The sequence below is a fragment of the Chloroflexota bacterium genome (assembly GCA_016197225.1).
In the GTDB taxonomy this organism is placed as follows: domain Bacteria; phylum Chloroflexota; class Anaerolineae; order Anaerolineales; family VGOW01; genus VGOW01.
Genome location: JACPWC010000101.1, coordinates 26,296 through 42,645 on the forward strand (window position 1 = coordinate 26,296; position 16,350 = coordinate 42,645).

At 59.6% G+C, this 16,350-nt stretch carries 13 protein-coding genes; 11 read left to right on the plus strand and 2 right to left on the minus strand.

All coding sequences use genetic code 11. From position 1 onward, the window contains the following. Positions 1–106: 106 nt before the first annotated feature. Entirely contained in the window at positions 107–406 is a 300-nt protein-coding gene (locus HYZ49_16965; protein MBI3243975.1) for a helix-turn-helix domain-containing protein, read from the plus strand. A 100-nt stretch (positions 407–506) separates the two neighbouring features. Continuing rightward, positions 507–689 carry a hypothetical protein gene (locus HYZ49_16970; protein ID MBI3243976.1) on the plus strand — a complete coding sequence of 61 codons (183 nt, stop codon included), beginning with the start codon at positions 507–509 and terminating at the stop codon, positions 687–689. Here HYZ49_16970 and HYZ49_16975 read toward each other — a convergent pair. Then, positions 686–1,885, minus strand: coding sequence for an SH3 domain-containing protein (locus HYZ49_16975; GenBank protein ID MBI3243977.1), 1,200 nt, complete (start codon positions 1,883–1,885; stop codon positions 686–688). The two genes, HYZ49_16970 and HYZ49_16975, sit on opposite strands and share 4 nt — an antisense overlap. 210 nt (positions 1,886–2,095) lie before the next feature. Between HYZ49_16975 and rplS the strand changes: the two genes are divergently transcribed. From rplS to HYZ49_17005, 6 genes are all read left to right on the plus strand, one after another. Then, complete coding sequence (gene rplS / locus HYZ49_16980) at positions 2,096–2,452, plus strand: 50S ribosomal protein L19 (protein MBI3243978.1); 357 nt, start codon at positions 2,096–2,098, stop codon at positions 2,450–2,452. 84 nt (positions 2,453–2,536) lie between these two features. Continuing rightward, on the plus strand, positions 2,537–3,256 hold the full coding sequence (locus HYZ49_16985) for a gamma-glutamyl-gamma-aminobutyrate hydrolase family protein (GenBank protein MBI3243979.1): 720 nt from the start codon (positions 2,537–2,539) through the stop codon (positions 3,254–3,256). A 4-nt stretch (positions 3,257–3,260) separates the two neighbouring features. Beyond that, on the plus strand, positions 3,261–4,076 hold the full coding sequence (murI, locus tag HYZ49_16990; GenBank protein ID MBI3243980.1) for a glutamate racemase: 816 nt from the start codon (positions 3,261–3,263) through the stop codon (positions 4,074–4,076). A 205-nt stretch (positions 4,077–4,281) separates the two neighbouring features. Next, complete coding sequence (locus HYZ49_16995) at positions 4,282–4,728, plus strand: polymer-forming cytoskeletal protein (GenBank protein MBI3243981.1); 447 nt, start codon at positions 4,282–4,284, stop codon at positions 4,726–4,728. A gap of 259 nt (positions 4,729–4,987) precedes the next feature. Further along, positions 4,988–7,801, plus strand: coding sequence for a FecR domain-containing protein (locus HYZ49_17000; GenBank protein MBI3243982.1), 2,814 nt, complete (start codon positions 4,988–4,990; stop codon positions 7,799–7,801). Positions 7,802–7,972: 171 nt separating this feature from the next. Next, positions 7,973–9,829: a FecR domain-containing protein gene (locus HYZ49_17005; protein ID MBI3243983.1), complete on the plus strand. Its 1,857-nt coding sequence runs from the start codon at positions 7,973–7,975 to the stop codon at positions 9,827–9,829. A gap of 155 nt (positions 9,830–9,984) precedes the next feature. Here HYZ49_17005 and HYZ49_17010 read toward each other — a convergent pair whose 3' ends face one another. Beyond that, entirely contained in the window at positions 9,985–11,337 is a 1,353-nt protein-coding gene (locus tag HYZ49_17010; protein ID MBI3243984.1) for a hypothetical protein, read from the minus strand. 152 nt (positions 11,338–11,489) lie between these two features. Between HYZ49_17010 and HYZ49_17015 the strand changes: the two genes are divergently transcribed. From HYZ49_17015 to HYZ49_17025, 3 genes are all read left to right on the plus strand, one after another. After that, entirely contained in the window at positions 11,490–13,031 is a 1,542-nt protein-coding gene (locus tag HYZ49_17015) for an AAA family ATPase (protein MBI3243985.1), read from the plus strand. Positions 13,032–13,126: 95 nt separating this feature from the next. After that, the gene (locus HYZ49_17020) at positions 13,127–14,179 is read left to right on the plus strand and encodes a hypothetical protein (protein ID MBI3243986.1); all 1,053 of its coding nucleotides are present in this window, start codon (positions 13,127–13,129) and stop codon (positions 14,177–14,179) included. 28 nt (positions 14,180–14,207) lie between these two features. After that, positions 14,208–15,962, plus strand: a complete 1,755-nt coding sequence (locus tag HYZ49_17025) for a hypothetical protein (protein ID MBI3243987.1) — start codon at positions 14,208–14,210, stop codon at positions 15,960–15,962. Positions 15,963–16,350: the final 388 nt, after the last annotated feature.

Sequence of the window (16,350 nt, forward strand, 5' to 3'; positions counted from 1 at the left end):
GGTCACCTCCATTGAGACAAGTATAGCGCCAAAGAACAGGCCGCGTCAATCATGGTTTTGCCAATTGGTGTAAAATCAGGCTAACAAACTGAGACGACAACTAACTATGCCACCCAAGCCTAAAAAAACCGCCAGCATCAAATATCCCACCCGCCGCGCGCGCCGGTCAAAAACTTACGAGTGGGACGCCGAAAAAGTCAAGGCTTTGCGCGAGTTTCTGGGCCTGACACAAGCCCGATTCGCCGAAGAGCTGGGCATCCTCCAGCAAACCGTGAGCCAGTGGGAGTGCGGCTATCACTATCCCAAAGGCGCATCAGTAAAAGTGCTGAATATCGTGGCCGAGAAGGCCAGGTTCGATTATGGCGAAGAGCCGCCCACCGAGAAGACGGCGAAAACCGGGTCTTGACTCTCGATACGAATTCATGTAAACTATGGGCACGTGTCGGGGAGTTCACCTCCCCGAAAAAATTATCAACATTACATGAATTTGAATACAGGAGGCAATCATGGGCACTTATGGGCTGGACGGCGTTTTGCTGGCATGGAAGAGCGGAGCCATCACCACCGAGCAGGCGGTTGGGCAAATCCTGCAACTGCTGAAGGGGTTGGAGGAACGTCTGGTTGAGTTGGAGCGGCTGGCGAAACCGACGCCTCAAACTACAAAGAAGGACGCGCCAAAGAAGAATTAAGGCAAAGTGTCCACCTGCCAGGCCGGGTGAATTTCATTCCAGCCATGCACCGTGTCGGTGACGTAAGCGCCGGTGACGGCCACCCGGTCGCCAATGGTGGGTGTGGCAACGCTGTCTTGATCGGCGGGGATGATTTCTATTTGCAGGTAGCCGCGCAGGCGTGTCCGGTTCACATCGTTGAGCGTCCAGGTGTAAGCCGAGTCGAGGCGCAAGCGGAAGGTGACGTCGCCATCGTCGGCGGTTGTGATTTCGGCGACAACGCCGGTGACGGTAAGGCAGGTTCGGAGCACTTGAAGGCGATCTGGATCGTGGACTCCGGCCAACACGTTGCCCTGACGGCAGAAGGCGTTGCTGGCTGGCGTGGTGGCTGTGGGTGTTGGCGTGAGCGATGAAGACGGTTTGGTGGGTGAAAGCGTTGGCGGCGAAGAAATGATAGGCGCTGTGCCGGACAGTTTGAGAACTGCCGAACTCGCCCAGCCTTCCTGGCCGTTGCTTCGCCGGGTGTTGATCCAGGCCCCAGAACGGCCCACGACCACGAGCGTTTCGCCGAACGGTATTTCAGCCAATACATCGAACTCAAAGCCTGGGCCGGCCCGCAGGTTAACAAAGGCAGAGTTGACAACAGCAAACGAGCCGCTTGAGGAGGAAGGGGATGAGGGTTGGGCCGTCGCCGCCGGTTGAGGCGCAGAGGCGGTCACCCCGACCGGTCGCGTGTAAGTCTTGTTCACCCAGCCTGTCATACCGTTCGTCCGTTGCACGTTGATCCAGAGTCCGGAGCGAGCAATGACGTTTAGCGTTTCTCCTTCAGGGATTTCGGCAATGGATGAATATTTGAGGCCGGGGCCGGAACGAAGGTTGAGCTTGCCGGTGTCTACGATGACGGTTTTATATTGAACGATGGCCGAGTTGGGCAAGGTGGAGCCGACGTAGAAACCGTTGACCCACCCACTCTGCCCGCCGGCGCGTTTGACGTTGAGCCACAGGCCGTCTTTGATGATGACGGCGAGAGGCTCGCCGGGATACAGTTCGGCAATGGATGTGAAGTTGAGGCCGGGGCCGGCGCGCAGGTTGAGGGTTCGGTCGCCGACGTAGACGATGTTGCCGTTGGCGTTGACGGGGAGCGCCAGAGTCAGAAGAATAAGAATCAGAAGGAAGAGGCTGGTGAATTTAGAGCGGGCGTTGTCAGGCTTGAGCATGAACTGATTCTGCTTCAAAAGAAAAATCGGCCATAAAACAGGAGCATTTCAGAATAGGCTCAAGTTGTCTGGCGACTGCAAGTTGAGCCGCAAAATGCGCGAAAAGCGCCAAACCCTAGACGGTCGGCGGTCGCTATGGTAAAATTTCGTTCCGCCGCCCGAAATTTGGGCGGCAAAACTTTGTCTGTTGAAAGCGCAAGGAAATCCATCATGGCTGACTTAATCAAAGCCGTCGAAGGCAAACCCAACTCACACATTCCGGAATTAAATTCCGGCGACTCGGTCAGCGTTCACGTTCGCATCAAGGAAGGCGACAAGGAACGCATTCAGGAATTCAAAGGCACCATCATCCGCCTGCGCAAGAGCGGCAACAACGCCAACTTCACCGTCCGCCGCACAGCTTCGCACGGCATCGGCGTGGAGCGCACCTTCCTGCTCCGCTCGCCGCGCATCGAAAAAGTGGAAGTCACCCGCCACGCTTCGGTCCGCCGCGCCCAGCTTTACTACCTGCGAAACCTGACCGGCAAGAAAGCTCGCCTGCGCGAAAAACGCGAAGCCAAAGCCTGATCCAACCAGTATGCAAATGACAGTAGGCAGAAAGCAGTAGAGTTATCCTGCTTTCTGCTTTTTGCTTTCTGCCTACCAACGTTTATGCCTCGACCTTTAATTGGCATCACCACTCACCGCCGCGACTCCGACGAAGGCAAGAAAGATATGTTCGCCATCATGGCCGCCTATGTTGATTCGGTTCGCAACAACGGCGGCGCGCCCGTGCTTCTGCCGCTTGGCCAGACCGAGCCGGAGTTGCGCGACTTATTCGAGCGGCTCGACGGCATCATCCTTTCGGGCGGCGGCGATATTGACCCGGAACGGTTGAGCGTTCCGACCCACGAAACCGTTTATGGCATTGATCAGGATCGTGATCGAGTGGAATACAACCTGGTGCGGTGGGCGGTGAAGGAAGAAAAGCCGTTTCTGGGAATTTGCCGGGGCGCTCAGGTGATGAATGCCGCGCTCGGGGGAAGTTTGGTCATTGACATTGCCAGCCACATTGAAGGGGCGGCCAAACACAACTACTTCCCCGGCTACCCCCGAAACAAAATTGTCCACCCTGTTTCCATCGGCGAAGAAACACGGCTGGCCGAAATTCTGGGTAAGCCTATCGTCCAGGTCAACAGCCTGCATCATCAGGCAGTGGCGAGCGCCGCCCCTAGCCTGGAAGTGGTGGCCAGCGCCCCTGACGGCGTCATCGAAGGCATTGAAGTGCCGGGGCATCGTTTCGCGCTCGGCGTGCAGTGGCACCCAGAATGGTTGCAGGATCAGCCGGAGATGCGCGGCTTGTTTCAGGCGTTGGTGAAAGCCGCCAGTTAACCCCATGAGCGACTCTCGGCCCATCGGCATCTTCGACTCGGGGCTGGGCGGGCTTTCCATTCTCAAAGAAGTCCGGCGGCAATTGCCACGCGAGTCCATCCTCTACTTTGCCGATCAGGGCCGCCTGCCCTACGGCCCCCGCCCCGTCTCGGAAATCCGCCAGTTCTCAGATCAAATTACTCGCTTCCTGCTTGAGCGTGGGGCAAAAGTGATTGTTGTGGCCTGCAATACGGCCTCGGCCGCCGCGCTGGCCCACTTGCGGCAAACATTTCCTCACGCGCCGTTTGTGGGCATGGAACCGGCTGTCAAGCCGGCCGCCGAGCAAACCAAAAGCCGCGTCGTTGGCGTGATCGCCACCCAGGCCACTTGTCAGAGCGAATTGTTTGCCAGCGTGGTTGACCGCTTTGCTCAGGGCGTGGCCGTTCTCACCAAAGCCTGCCCCGGCCTGGTGATGCAAGTGGAGGCCGGAGAGTTTGAATCGCCGCGCACGCACAAACTTTTGCACGAGTATCTTGATCCGTTGATTGCGGACGGCATCGACTCGCTGGTGCTGGCCTGCACCCATTACTCGTTTCTCATCCCGGCCATCCAGCACATCGTCGGCCCAACCGTCGCCATCGTCGATCCGGCTCCGGCTGTTGCCCGGCAGGTGGGGCGCATCCTTGATCAGCGTCAGTTATTAAATACCGAGTCTCACTCAAGCATTCTCGCCGCTTTTACCAGCGGCGCTCCGTCGAATCAATTGGCGGCGCTCATGCTCGGCGAGCAAATTGATTTTGAGGCTGTGGCCGCCGAAACATTGCCAAACCCGATATTCTGAAACGTTATGTTCAACAACCGCATTGCAATGTACTGTGACACCAAAACTGCAATGTTTCTTATTTTGGCTTGAAACTAAGGATTGCACCCATTTTATAGAACATACGCTCGAATAAGAAGGGCAAGCGACGGTTGACAGACAAATGCCGGGTGACTAAACTCTTGGACACAACTTGGACAATCGTCCCAAACTTGAGGAGAAGCACATGTTTCGACGTCCCGGGGGAAAAGACTCTTCACAATCGGACTCTTCGCTAATTCCAGCTTTTTCCAATAGCCACAAGATTCAAACTGTTATTGGCCCTGGCTCGACTCTCAACGGCACTATCGTGGCCGAGGGCGGTGCGCGCATTGACGGCTCATTCGACGGCAATCTTTCGGTCAAAGGGCCGCTGGTGATCGGCGAAGGCGCTCGAGTGGTGGCCGACATTTCTGCCGAGAGCGTTTCGGTGGCCGGCTCGGTCAAAGGCAATATCACTGCCAAACGTGTAGACATCATGCGCACGGGCCGAATCTACGGCGACTTGATCACCGGCGCATTCACGACTGAAGAAGGCGGCTTCCTGCGCGGGCAAGTGCGTATGACGGACGGCACAACGCCCGAAGAAGAAACGCCTATCTTTGGCGCCCGCCCCCTGGCTACCGCATCTTAGCCAGGTTTTCTCTCCCGCTTTTCAAAACGTGTCTGCAACCGCAGGCACGTTTTTTATTTGTGGGCCGTTGACACAAAGTCTTATCCGGGTCAAAGAGTGCTTGCCGCAACCTTGCAAACCGCAATCTTGTCGGCGCTTCGGGTGTAGCATGAAGGTGGCACCTCTTGCCAGGCCTCCGGCGAGTTGCCCTATTTTTCAATCTATCCTATACTTTCGGCCATCACCACACTTTTTGTGGAATCTTGTTCGGAGAGTTTCAATGTCTTACACCGACGAAATTCAAACGCCTGAGGAAGCCCAGCGACAGCGCCAAACTTTGATTATTGTCGCCATCATCGTAGCAATCGTGCTGATTGGCGGCTGTGCTGGCATCTTCTTTCTGCTTGGCAATCGGCCAGCGCCCACCCAAGGGCAGACGATAGTGGCCGTCACCAGCCTGCCTACGTTGACGCCGTCGCTCACACCCATTCCGTCCGACACTCTCGAACCGACGCCTGGAGATGGCATCGGCGGCGGCGGTGACGGGGCCACTGAAACCCCCTCCGCCACCAACACCGACGTTCCCTCCATCCGCTTTGCCACTCTATCCGAAATTCGTGGCTCGGTTCTGATCAAAACTCCGGCCAACAGCGACTGGGTCACCGTCACCAGCGAATTAACCATCCCTGAAGGCACGACCATCCTCACCAGCGAAGGCAGTAGCGTCAAGCTGACCACAACCGAAGGCACAACCATCCGGGTCAGTTCGCAGACTCAAATTGTTCTGGCCGAACTGCGCGGCACCACCCTTGATCCGCTCACCAAACTGAAGATTGACTTTGGCAAAGTGTGGGCGATTGTGGGCAACGACCTGGGGTTGGGGAAGTTTGAAGTGGAGACGCCGATTGGCCTGGCCTCTCTGCTGGAAGGCTCGTCGTTCATGGGGGTTGAGCATAACTCCACCCAGATTCTGGACATTATCACCTGTCTCGACGGCAAATGCCGTTACGCCAACAGTGTCGGCGTCATTGACCTGGCTACCCTCCAACAGGTGATCTCCGACGGCGGCGGCGTGCCCGGCCCGGTAGACCCGATGGACCCCAACCAGGTGGATAGCTGGTCGCCGACCCGCGTGCCGGAAGTGGTCACTTTGACTCCGACCATTACCCCGACTTTCACGCCCTCGGTGACGCGCACGCCCACCAACACTCGCACGCCGGTTAACACGCCAAACTTCACGGCCACGCAAGGCGCGGCCGGCACCAACAGCGCGCAAACTTCCACTGCCGCCAGCAACCAACTAACCCAAACCGTTTCCGCTATCAACCTGACGGCCACAGCCGGGGCCGGTTCGACGAGCGGGGCAAAAACGGCAACAGCGGCTGTCGCCACGGCGAATCAAAATGCCACCAATATTTCTGGAACGGCTAATGCTAATGCTACTAATCAGTTCTTTACGGCCACAGCTTTTGCAGTAAATATAAGACTGACTAACGAGGCCGCCACTGCACGCGCCGCCGCCAGCCAGTTCGCCCTCCAAACGGCTTTTGCCCAGCAAACCGAAACCGCCTTCGCCAGCGCCAATCCCTCAAACACGCCAATTTCCACGCCAACAAAGACCGCCACTCCCTTGCCTGCTTTCTCATTTAGCACCGCGACCTACTCGGCGGGCGAGAGCGCAGGCAAGGTAACGATCACTATTAATCTCAACGCCACACTTTCCACCTTTGTCTCAGTGCAACTAGACACGGCTATCACCGGTAGCAGCTCGCTCGACGCCACCTCTGGTGCGGACTTCACGCCCATTGTCAGCCAGATCATCACCTTCAATCCCAACCAGACAAGCAGAAACATCGACATCACCCTCATTGACGACGGCCTCACCGAGTCGAACGAGACGTTCCAAGTTCTTCTTACAAACCCTGGTCCTCAAACTGCCCTCGGCACTCCGTCCGGCGCCAACGTCACCATCAACGACAGCCCGCCGCCAGTACTCGCCTTCTCCACTCCTGCCTACACCGCGCCAGAAGGCAACGCCGGAACGACCAATGCGGCCATCATCGTCAATCTGAGCCGCGCTTACGCCAACACCACCACAGTGACAGTAGACTACAGCTCATTTGCGGGCGGCACAGCCACTGGCGGCGGGGCCTGCGGCGGTGGTGTGGATTACGTGACGCCGGCCGGAACCCTGACCTTTGTGCCCGGAGTCCTCACCCAAACCTTCAATCTGGCTGTCTGCGGCGACACACTCAACGAACAGGACGAGACCGTCTTCCTCCAACTCACTAACGAGACCAACACTGCAGCAGGTGGTGTGGATACTGCTACGCTCACGATCACCAATGACGACCTGCAGCCCACTGTCAACATCACGCCCGGCACCGTTGCCGTGGTTGAACCGGGCGGCCTGGGGGCAACGTCCATTCTGACCTTTGATGTCACTCTGTCTACCGCCTCCGGCCAAACGATTACGGTGGATTACGCTACCGTTGAAGGCTCTGGCGACGGCTTTGCCAAAGACGGCGCTGACTATGTCGGCAAGACGACCACCACTCTCACTTTCCCGCCAAACACTGTCGGCCCACAGACCATTTCCATCACCATCAAGGGCGATGTGCTGAACGAAATGAACGAAAGCTTCGACCTGGTGCTCTCAAATGCAATCAAGGCCACTCTGCTGGCCACGCCCAATGACCGGTCAACCGCCACCATCACCGACGACGGCGACCCGGCGCCGGTGGCCAGCTTCAGCCTCTCACCCTACACCAAATCCGAAGGCAACAGCGGCACTTCAACAGCGACGATCTCCGTCAACCTTTCGCGCCAGTCCGGGCAGACTATTATCCTGGGTTACTCGACGACACCGGGTGGCAGTTGCGGCGCGAACGTGGCCTCCGCCGGAAGCGATTACGTGACGGCCAACGGCCAACTTACTTACAACCCGGGTGATCTGTCCGCGAGCTTCGCTATCACTATTAATGGTGACGCAGTCGTGGAACCAGACGAGTGTTTGACCTTGAACCTGAGCGCGGTGGCCGGAACCGTCACCATCACCGGGCCGTCGGAACTGTGGATCATGAACGACGATTGAGATAAGCCAGTGACTATTCAAACGTTCGGGCGGCAGTACAACTGCGGGCGAACCTGAAGCAACCACCGAGACGGCAGTTTCCCAGAGTCGTCTCTTGTGCTAGACTAGACGCCGGGCCTTTGCGGAATCAAACGCAAAAGCCCGGCGTCCCCGATTAATCAAGGGTTTCGTATGGCCAACAAAGACGACGACTTCCTGTCCAAACTGCGCGGCTCGGGCGACGAACCTGAGCCGGAAGAAGAAGGCCCGAAGCGTGGCTCCTTCGATCCCTTCAATTTAGATCCGCGTTTGATGATCGGCGTGGCCATCGCGGCCATGACGCTGGTGATGCTCGTCGGGTGTGGCGTCATTTATTTCGTCGCCGTCCGCAACCAGACTCCGCAACCGACTCAGGCGACGTTGATCGTGGATGTCACCAGCCTGCCGACGGCGACCCCGTCGGCGACCCCGCCTCTCACCGAGACGCCGTCTCCCACCGTCACCCTCGTTCCCACCGAAACCGCCACCGAACCGCCGCCGGTTCGTTATGCCTCGCTCTCAGAAATCAAGGGCAATGTTCAGGTCAAAGCGCCGGGCGCCGAGTCGTGGTCTCAAGTCCAGACCGATCTCACCATCGGCCCCGGAACCACCGTGCTCACCAGCGAAAACAGTTCGGTGAAGATCACGTTGAGCGAGGGCGGCATCGTCCGCCTGAGTTCGCAGACGCAATTGACGCTCGCCGACTTGAGCGGCCAGGCGAATGCGCCGGTCACCAAATTGGCGCTCGATTTCGGCAAGCTGTGGGCGATGATTTCAAACCTGGGCAGTGGCACGTTTGAAGTGCAAATGCCGATCGGCGTGGGCGCAGTGCGCGGCTCATTCATGAGCGCCGAGCATAACTCGACGAACAAGCTGGAGATCGTCACCTGTCTCGAAGGCCGTTGCAGTTATCGCAACGCCAACGGTTCGCAAGACCTGACGACCGGCCAGCAAACCGAGTCGCAAAATGGAAATGCGCCCAGCCCGGCCCACCCGATTGATACCATCCAACTGGCCGACTGGTCGCTGACCAAGATTCCGGAAGTGATCACCCTGACGCCGACGATCACGCCGACGTTCACCCGCACCGCCACTTTCACGCGCACGGCCACGTTCACTCCGTCCAACACCCGCACGCCCGGCCCGACCTTCACGCCTTCCAAGACGGCAACCCGGACGGCGACGGCGACCGCCACCGGCACAGCCACTGCAACTGCCACTGCTACCCAAACATTCACGCCGTCCAGCACGGCCACGCGCACGAATACACCGACGGCTTCCAGCACGCCGACTCGCACCGCCACCGGCACGGCGACAAACACAGCTACAGCCACTGCCACAGCAACGAATACGCCTACAGCCACGCCCACCGCTACTGCCACACCGCTCGTTGTCAGCTTTGATGTGACTGGCATTGCGAATCCGACCTTTGCCGGCGCGCCCCACAGTGTCACCGTCACCGCCAAAGATGTGTCGGGCGCCCCCCTCACCACCTATGCTGGAACTATCCACTTTACTTCCACTGACTCGCAAGCCATCCTGCCGCTCGATTACATCTTTGTCGCGGCAGACAACGGCGTTCACACGTTTACCGGCATCGAATTGAGGACGCCCGGCCTGGCCCACGAGGTGAAGGTTAACGACACACTTTATGTCGCTATCACCGGCGCTCAGACCGGCATCGTCGTCAACCCCGGCCCGGCGGTGAGGCTTGAGATCACCGGATTGCCCATCTCGACGAATCGCAACATTCCCAACAGTTTCACCGTCACTGCTAAAGACACGTTTGGTAATACGGATGTGAATTACACCGGCACGGTTCGCTTCACGACGACTGATCTCGACCCGGGCGTAGTGCTCCCACCTGATTACACGTTCATCGCCAGCGATGCCGGCGTCCATCTCTTCACGCCCGGCGTCACCTTCCAAACGTCAGGCTTACAAACCATCACCGCCACCGACACCGTCACTCCGGCTGTTAACGGCAGTAAACAAGTGAACGTAGTGTAGGGGCGGGTTACCCCGCCTCTACTACAAATAAAATCGGGTGATCGCCTGTAAGGGCAATTCATGAATTGCCCCTACCAATTGACGATTCGTGAATTGCCCCTACCAATTGACGATTCGTGAATTGCCCCTACCAATTGACGATTCGTGAATCGCCCCTACCGATTCATCACCCCGCGCAACGTCTCGCACGCCGGGCAACCGTTGCCGGGGCGGATGATGGCGTAACCGCCCTGCGGGTCTTGGCCCCACGCTGTAAAATCAATATTGAAGACGATCATCAGGCGCACCTTGCCGCTCTGGCGCGAGAGGCTGGCGGCCTCGGCCAGCCATAGCGCCTGCTCGTCGGCAGAGGTGTCGGTTGCCCAGGCAAAGCCGGGCGCGGCCTCGGCCAGCGGCGGGCTGTAGCCGTCGCCGCTCAGGTAACCCAACTCGGTGAAACACAATTTGCGTTTGCCGCCGCCGGCGTTGTAGTAAGTGTCCACCATCGTTTGATAATAACGGGTGTAGTGGTTGGGGTTGCCGCGCGGGTCGCCGCTCGTCTGCGTGGGCGAGAGCACGCCTTCGTTGTAATGAATGCCGAGGCAGTCAACGTAGTTCAGAGCGCCCGCGTTCACCAGGCCTTGAATGTAGAAGCCGTCGTCACAGCCCGCGCCCGAACAGCCGCCGAAGAATCCCGTAGGGGCCGGCGCGCCGGAGATCACCAGCGTGGCCGGGTTGCGGGTTTTGATGGCGTTGTACGCGCCCTTGAGCAATTCGGTGTAAGTGGCCGGGTTGATCTCCCCCGCGGGCCACTCGCGATCAATATTCATCTCGTTCCACACTTCAATCGCATCTGCGCCGAGCGCCGCCACTTCGCCCACATAAGTGGCAAACTCGGCGTAGTTCGCCCCGCCCCGCAAAGTTTCGGGGTCGCCCAGAACGGTGAGCAGAATTTTGAATCCTTTGCCGTGCGCGTCGTTGATGTAGCCGGCGGCTTCGGCGGGGTTTGAGCCCGGCCCCCACCGTTGCTGGCGCTTGACCCACGTCATGCCAGCCTGTTTCATTTGATCCGGGTAGTTGAAGCTGGACACTTGCCCGCCCAGTTCAAAGTCGCCTGCGAGAACCGGCGGCGCCTGGGCGGCGGTGTTGGTGGAGCGGACGATTGTGGGTGGCGGCGGAGGCGGTTGGGTGGCCGTCACGGCGACTGTGGGCAGGGGCGGCGTGTTCGTGCTGGTGGGCGGGATGACGGGTGTGACCGTCGGTGTCGGGGTCGGCGTTTCTGTAGGCGTGAATGTGCTGGTGGGGGTGAAGGTGGCAGTGTGCATCGAGGTAGATGTTGGGGTGAGTGTGGGCGCGGCAGTGACCAGAAGCGGCGGCAAGACACGAGCGGCCACAGCAGTGGGCGGCGGAAACGGGTTGAGGCGCGACCGAGGGTTGGCGACGACGACGGCGGCCCAAACGACGAAGACCAGAGTCAGGCTGGCGATGAGGCCGGTGAGGAGGTTGTAGAGGCGGGAGCGATCAGGCATGGCGGCTGATTATAGTGGCCTTATGCCTGGACGCAAATTTGGACGCAGATTCACGCGGATGAGCGCAGATAAAACACAAATCCGCTAAATCTGTTCAATCCGTTGACCCAGATGCGTAAAACCTCACTCTATACTACAATACCCGCCCAATGATGACCGAAGATAAAGAACAGGCGCTGGAACTGCTCATCCGGGCCAAGTATCCCATCATCTACATCGTCTCTGCCGAAGAGCGGCGAGTGGAGGAACTTTTGCGGAGCGTGGCCGCCCGGCGGCACAAGCAGTTGTTCGGCTGGACGCTCACCGAAGGTGTGGCCGACATCTCCACCCTCAAGCCCATCGTCGTGGACGGCGGCGCGCGCGAGCCTTTGCAGGTGCTGGACGTGATCGCCAGTTCGCGCGAGTCGGCCATCTTCGTCCTCAAAGACTTTCACCCCTTTCTCGACAACGCCCGCCTGCCGCTCGAAAACGCCGTCGTCGTCCGCAAACTACGTGACCTGATCGGCCACCTCAAGGAGAGTCCCAAGACCCTCGTCCTGCTCTCGCCGGTGCTGGCCTACCCGCCCGAACTGGAGAAGGACATCACCGTCCTTGACTACTCACTGCCCGCCGCCGACGAACTGGCCGGCGCGCTGGATCGTGTTCTGCGTTCGGCGCGATTCCTGGGCGAGCAGGGGCTGGAGTTGGACGAAGAACAGCGAGCGCAGATCGTTCGCGCCGCGCAGGGCCTCACCTGCACCGAAGCCGAAAACGTCTTCGCCAAGTCGCTCGTCATGCACCGGCGGCTCGACCTGGACGTGATCATCGCCGAGAAACAGCACCTCATCCAAAAATCCAAAGTCATGGAGTTCTTCGCCGCGCCGGAAGATTTTGAAGACGTGGGCGGCATGAGCGATCTCAAAGAGTGGCTTCGCAAGCGCGGCAACGCCTTCAGCGAACGGGCGCGGCGCTTTGGCCTGCCCGAGCCGCGCGGCCTGCTCCTGCTCGGCGTGTCGGGCAGTGGCAAGAGCCTCATCGCCAAAGCCATCGCCAACCAGTGGCACCTGCCGCTCCTGCGGCTCGACATGGGCCGCGTCTTCGGCGAACTGGTGGGCGCTTCGGAACACAATATGCGTCAGGCGTTGCGACTGGCCGAGAATGTTTCGCCGGCAGTGGTTTGGTTGGACGAAATTGATAAGGGGTTGGCCGGCACGGCTTCGTCGGGCCGCTCGGACGCCGGAACCGCCGCCCGCGTGTTTGGCACATTCCTTACCTGGATGCAGGAGAAGAAGTCGCCCGTGTTCACCGTGGCCACCGCCAACGACATCTCGGCTCTGCCGCCGGAGACTCTGCGGCGCGGGCGCTTCGACGAAATCTTTTTTGTGGACTTGCCGACTCTGCCTGAGCGCCAAGAGATTTGGGCCATTCATTTTCGCAAGCGCAACCGCCAGCCTGAGAACTTCGATCTACGCCAACTGGCCGCCGAGAGCGACGGCTTCAGCGGAGCCGAGATCGAGCAGGTCATCATCGCCGCCATGTACGACGCTTTCGACGAAGGCCATGATCTTGAAATGGGCGGCCTGCTGAATAACATCAGCCAGACCGTGCCGCTCTCGCAAACCATGCGCGACCAAGTGGAAGCCTTACGCAGCTGGGGCCGCCGCCACGCCCGGCCTGCCGGTGGCGCTGTCACTGCCGCCGTGCCTGAACGGTAAGAGAATTGAACCGCAAAGGCGCAAAGAACGCGAAGAAATTAGAAAACAACTTTGCGCCCTTCGCGTCTTCGCGGTGAATTTGTTGACGTGTAACTATGAGACTCTTCTTCCGCCGCCTGTGGGCGCGCATTGTTTTTCAATATCAGACTCGCCGCGACGTGGTCGAGCGCGGCGTGTCGGCTGTTGGGCTGGCTGCCCTGTCGCAAGTTCTCTATCAGGCCCGGCCCGCCTACCCTTCCGACTGGTTGCCTTTTATCCTCATCGCCCTCTTCTGCGCCGCGCTCTACAACACAACGCTTGGCTACTTTTTAGCCGTGGCCCTGGCCATGTGGCCGCTGTGGACTCTCTCGCCCTACCTGGCCAGCCTCTTTCTCGCCGTCGCCGTCCTGGCCCAGTCGCCCATTCTGCGCCGCCTGCCCTGGACTCTGCTGATCACCGCCACGCCCATGCTGGCCTGGAATCTCATCTCCGGCATTGGCCCGCTGATGGCCGGGATGACGCTGGGGCCGGGCGGCGGCTTCTGGGTGGGCGCGCTGTCGGCCCTGTGGCTCAAAGTGGCGGGCGGCATGGCCGGCCATTCCACCGGCCTGCTGGCCCTGCATCAACAGCCCATCTTCTTCAACGCTATCAGCGCCCGCTACACCGGCCAGAACTCGCTCGACACCCTAAAGCTCATCGTCGAGCCGTTCAACACCGGGCGTTCCAGCCTGTTGCTTTTAGATGTGCTTCAAGTATTATTGTGGGGGCTGGCCGGGGCGCTCGTCGGCTGGCTCAGGCGACAATTGTGGGCCGAGCGCCGCCCGTGGTTGAACCTGATCGTCTCCCTGCTCGCCGGCGCGCTCCTCATCTGGTTCAGCATCTTCGCTCTCCCCATCTGGTTACAATTGGGGCCGCTCGCGCTTTTGTGGAGTGACCCCTGGTTGTCATTAGGGATTCTGGCGGCGGCGCTAATCGCCGGAGCGACGTATGCGGCGCGCTACATTTTGAATCGACCGGCGCGACGATCCAAAATGCGAATCCTGCCGGTGAAGTTTCAGCCGTCATCGGTTGGGGGAGCGGAGTCCGATCCCGCCTCTCAAACAGTGACGGCCAACCCGTCAATCTCAAACGACAAAGACGACGACGTCATCATGCTCGAACTCGACTGATCACTATTCACTGTTCACTCTTCACTGAATGTCCGACCTGTACACCCGCCCCGAATCGGGCCGAAGCCGCCAGCGTCGGCGGCCACGAACAACTCTCAGCCTGCCCCCGGCACTCTACGTCGTCGCCGCTGTGGGCGTGTTGGCGTTGCTGTTCGTCATGTTCCCTCTCGACTGGCTGCGCAAACCCAAGCTCACGCTCACAACCGATCAGACTCTCTTCTCGCCCAACCGTGACGGCACGCTCGACGAGATCGCCATCTTCTACAATTTGTCCGAGAAGGCGACGGTGAGCGCCGAGGTGTTGAACGGGGCCGGGCAGACCGTGCGCACCCTGATGAAAGAACTGCCGCAGACGGCCGGTCAACATTCGGCGGCCTGGGACGGGCGCGACCAGGGCGGCAACACCGTGGCCGACGGCAACTACACAATCAAAGTGGCGGCGGCTGGCACGCTACAAAGTGTGGATCAAACAACGTCGGTGGCGGTGGACAACACGCCGCCCTCGCTCGTCATTGCCAACTTCCCGCCCACGCAAACCACGCGCACTTCTACATTCCAAATTGAAGGCTCCACATCCTCGGATGCGACGGTGTTCGTCAACAACGATCCGGCGCCGGTGCTGGTGGACGCCACCGGCACGTTCCGCGTCACCCGCCAACTCGTCGAAGGCTCGAACATCGTCTCCGTGCGCGCCTCGGACTCGGCCGGCAACACCAATCAGGTTGAGTCGGACGTGGTTCTGCGAACCGCGCCGCCGGGCATTGTGCTGGCCGCGCCCGCCGCCGACACCTGGTTCAACACCAACATTGTGGCCGTGAACGGCCAGGTTCCCGCCGACGTGGCTGTAACGGTGAACGGCAAACCGGCAGAGGTGGATGCCAGCGGCAACTTCTCACTCGACCTGCTTCTGCAAGAAGGCGACAACGTCATTCGCGTGGTCGCCACCGACCCGGTGGGCAACGCGGCCACCGAGGAGCGCGTGATTCACGTCCGCACGCAAGGCCCGACGATCACCGTTGCCAACGTGCCCGACGGCCTGATTGTAGACACGCCCACCCTGCGCGTGAGCGGCAAGGTGGAGCCGGGGTCGGTGTTGTCGCTCAACGGCGGTAGTATCCCAACCGACAATCAAGGCGCGTTCAGCACCGTCCTCACTTTGCAGGAAGGCAACAACCTGCTCACCCTCAACGCCACCGACCGCGCCGGAAACACAACCTCGCTTCAGCGCGTGGTGGTGTTCGAAGCCGCCCCGCCCCCGACGGTGCTCCCGGGCCTGCCGGAAATTCCGTTGGCCGATTGGGCGCTCCCGGCTGGCATTGCCGGCGCGGCGGCGCTGGCGATTGCCGGTTGGTTCCTGGTCGGCGCGTTCCGGCGGCCCATTCGGCTGGGCCTGGCGGTGGATCGTCCCACCTTCTACCCCAACCATCCCGACGACGCCAGCCTGCTCACCATCCGCCTTGACGTGTCGCGCAACGCCCGCGTTGCCATCTACGTCAACGACGAGATGGGGCGGCCCGTGACCACGCTGGTGGAGAACCGCCGCTACAGCGCCGGAATCCACACCCGGCTGTGGGATGGCCGCAACAGCTTCCGCCACCTTCTCCCCGCCGGCCTCTACCAAATAGAGGCCACCGCCCACTCCACATTAAGTTCGGTGAGCAGTGCCGTGTGGGTGACGATGGACACCACGCCGGTCACGCTCGGCGTACCTGCCGCCCGCCCCGAAACCGAAACCCGCCGCCGCTATTTTGACGATGACGAGCATGTGGCGGATGCGGGGTGAGAGGCTCCAACGGCAAATTTATGCTTGCCATTCCTCACACTTAGAAGTAAAGTTGCTTTGCGTCTGGGATGAGTCGCCACGCGTCTCATCTTAGGGCTTATAGCCCTAAACCCAGTCGCTTTTTTATTTAGACTTGGTTTTCAAACGCGCAGACCGCAAGGGCACTATCGTTGTTGGTGTTAGACACTTCACAAGTTCATCCTGTGCCTGCAAGATATGCAACGCACATAGAAAGGTGCCTTGATATCATTAGACATTATTGGAAATAATTTTTAAGTTGATAGGAGAAGGATCGCAGATAGCGAAAGTCAGTACGAAGGTTGTGCAAAGCGCAAGCGACTTGCATCACCAAATCGGAGAATCCTTTCGCGGTATTGCGAAACACGTC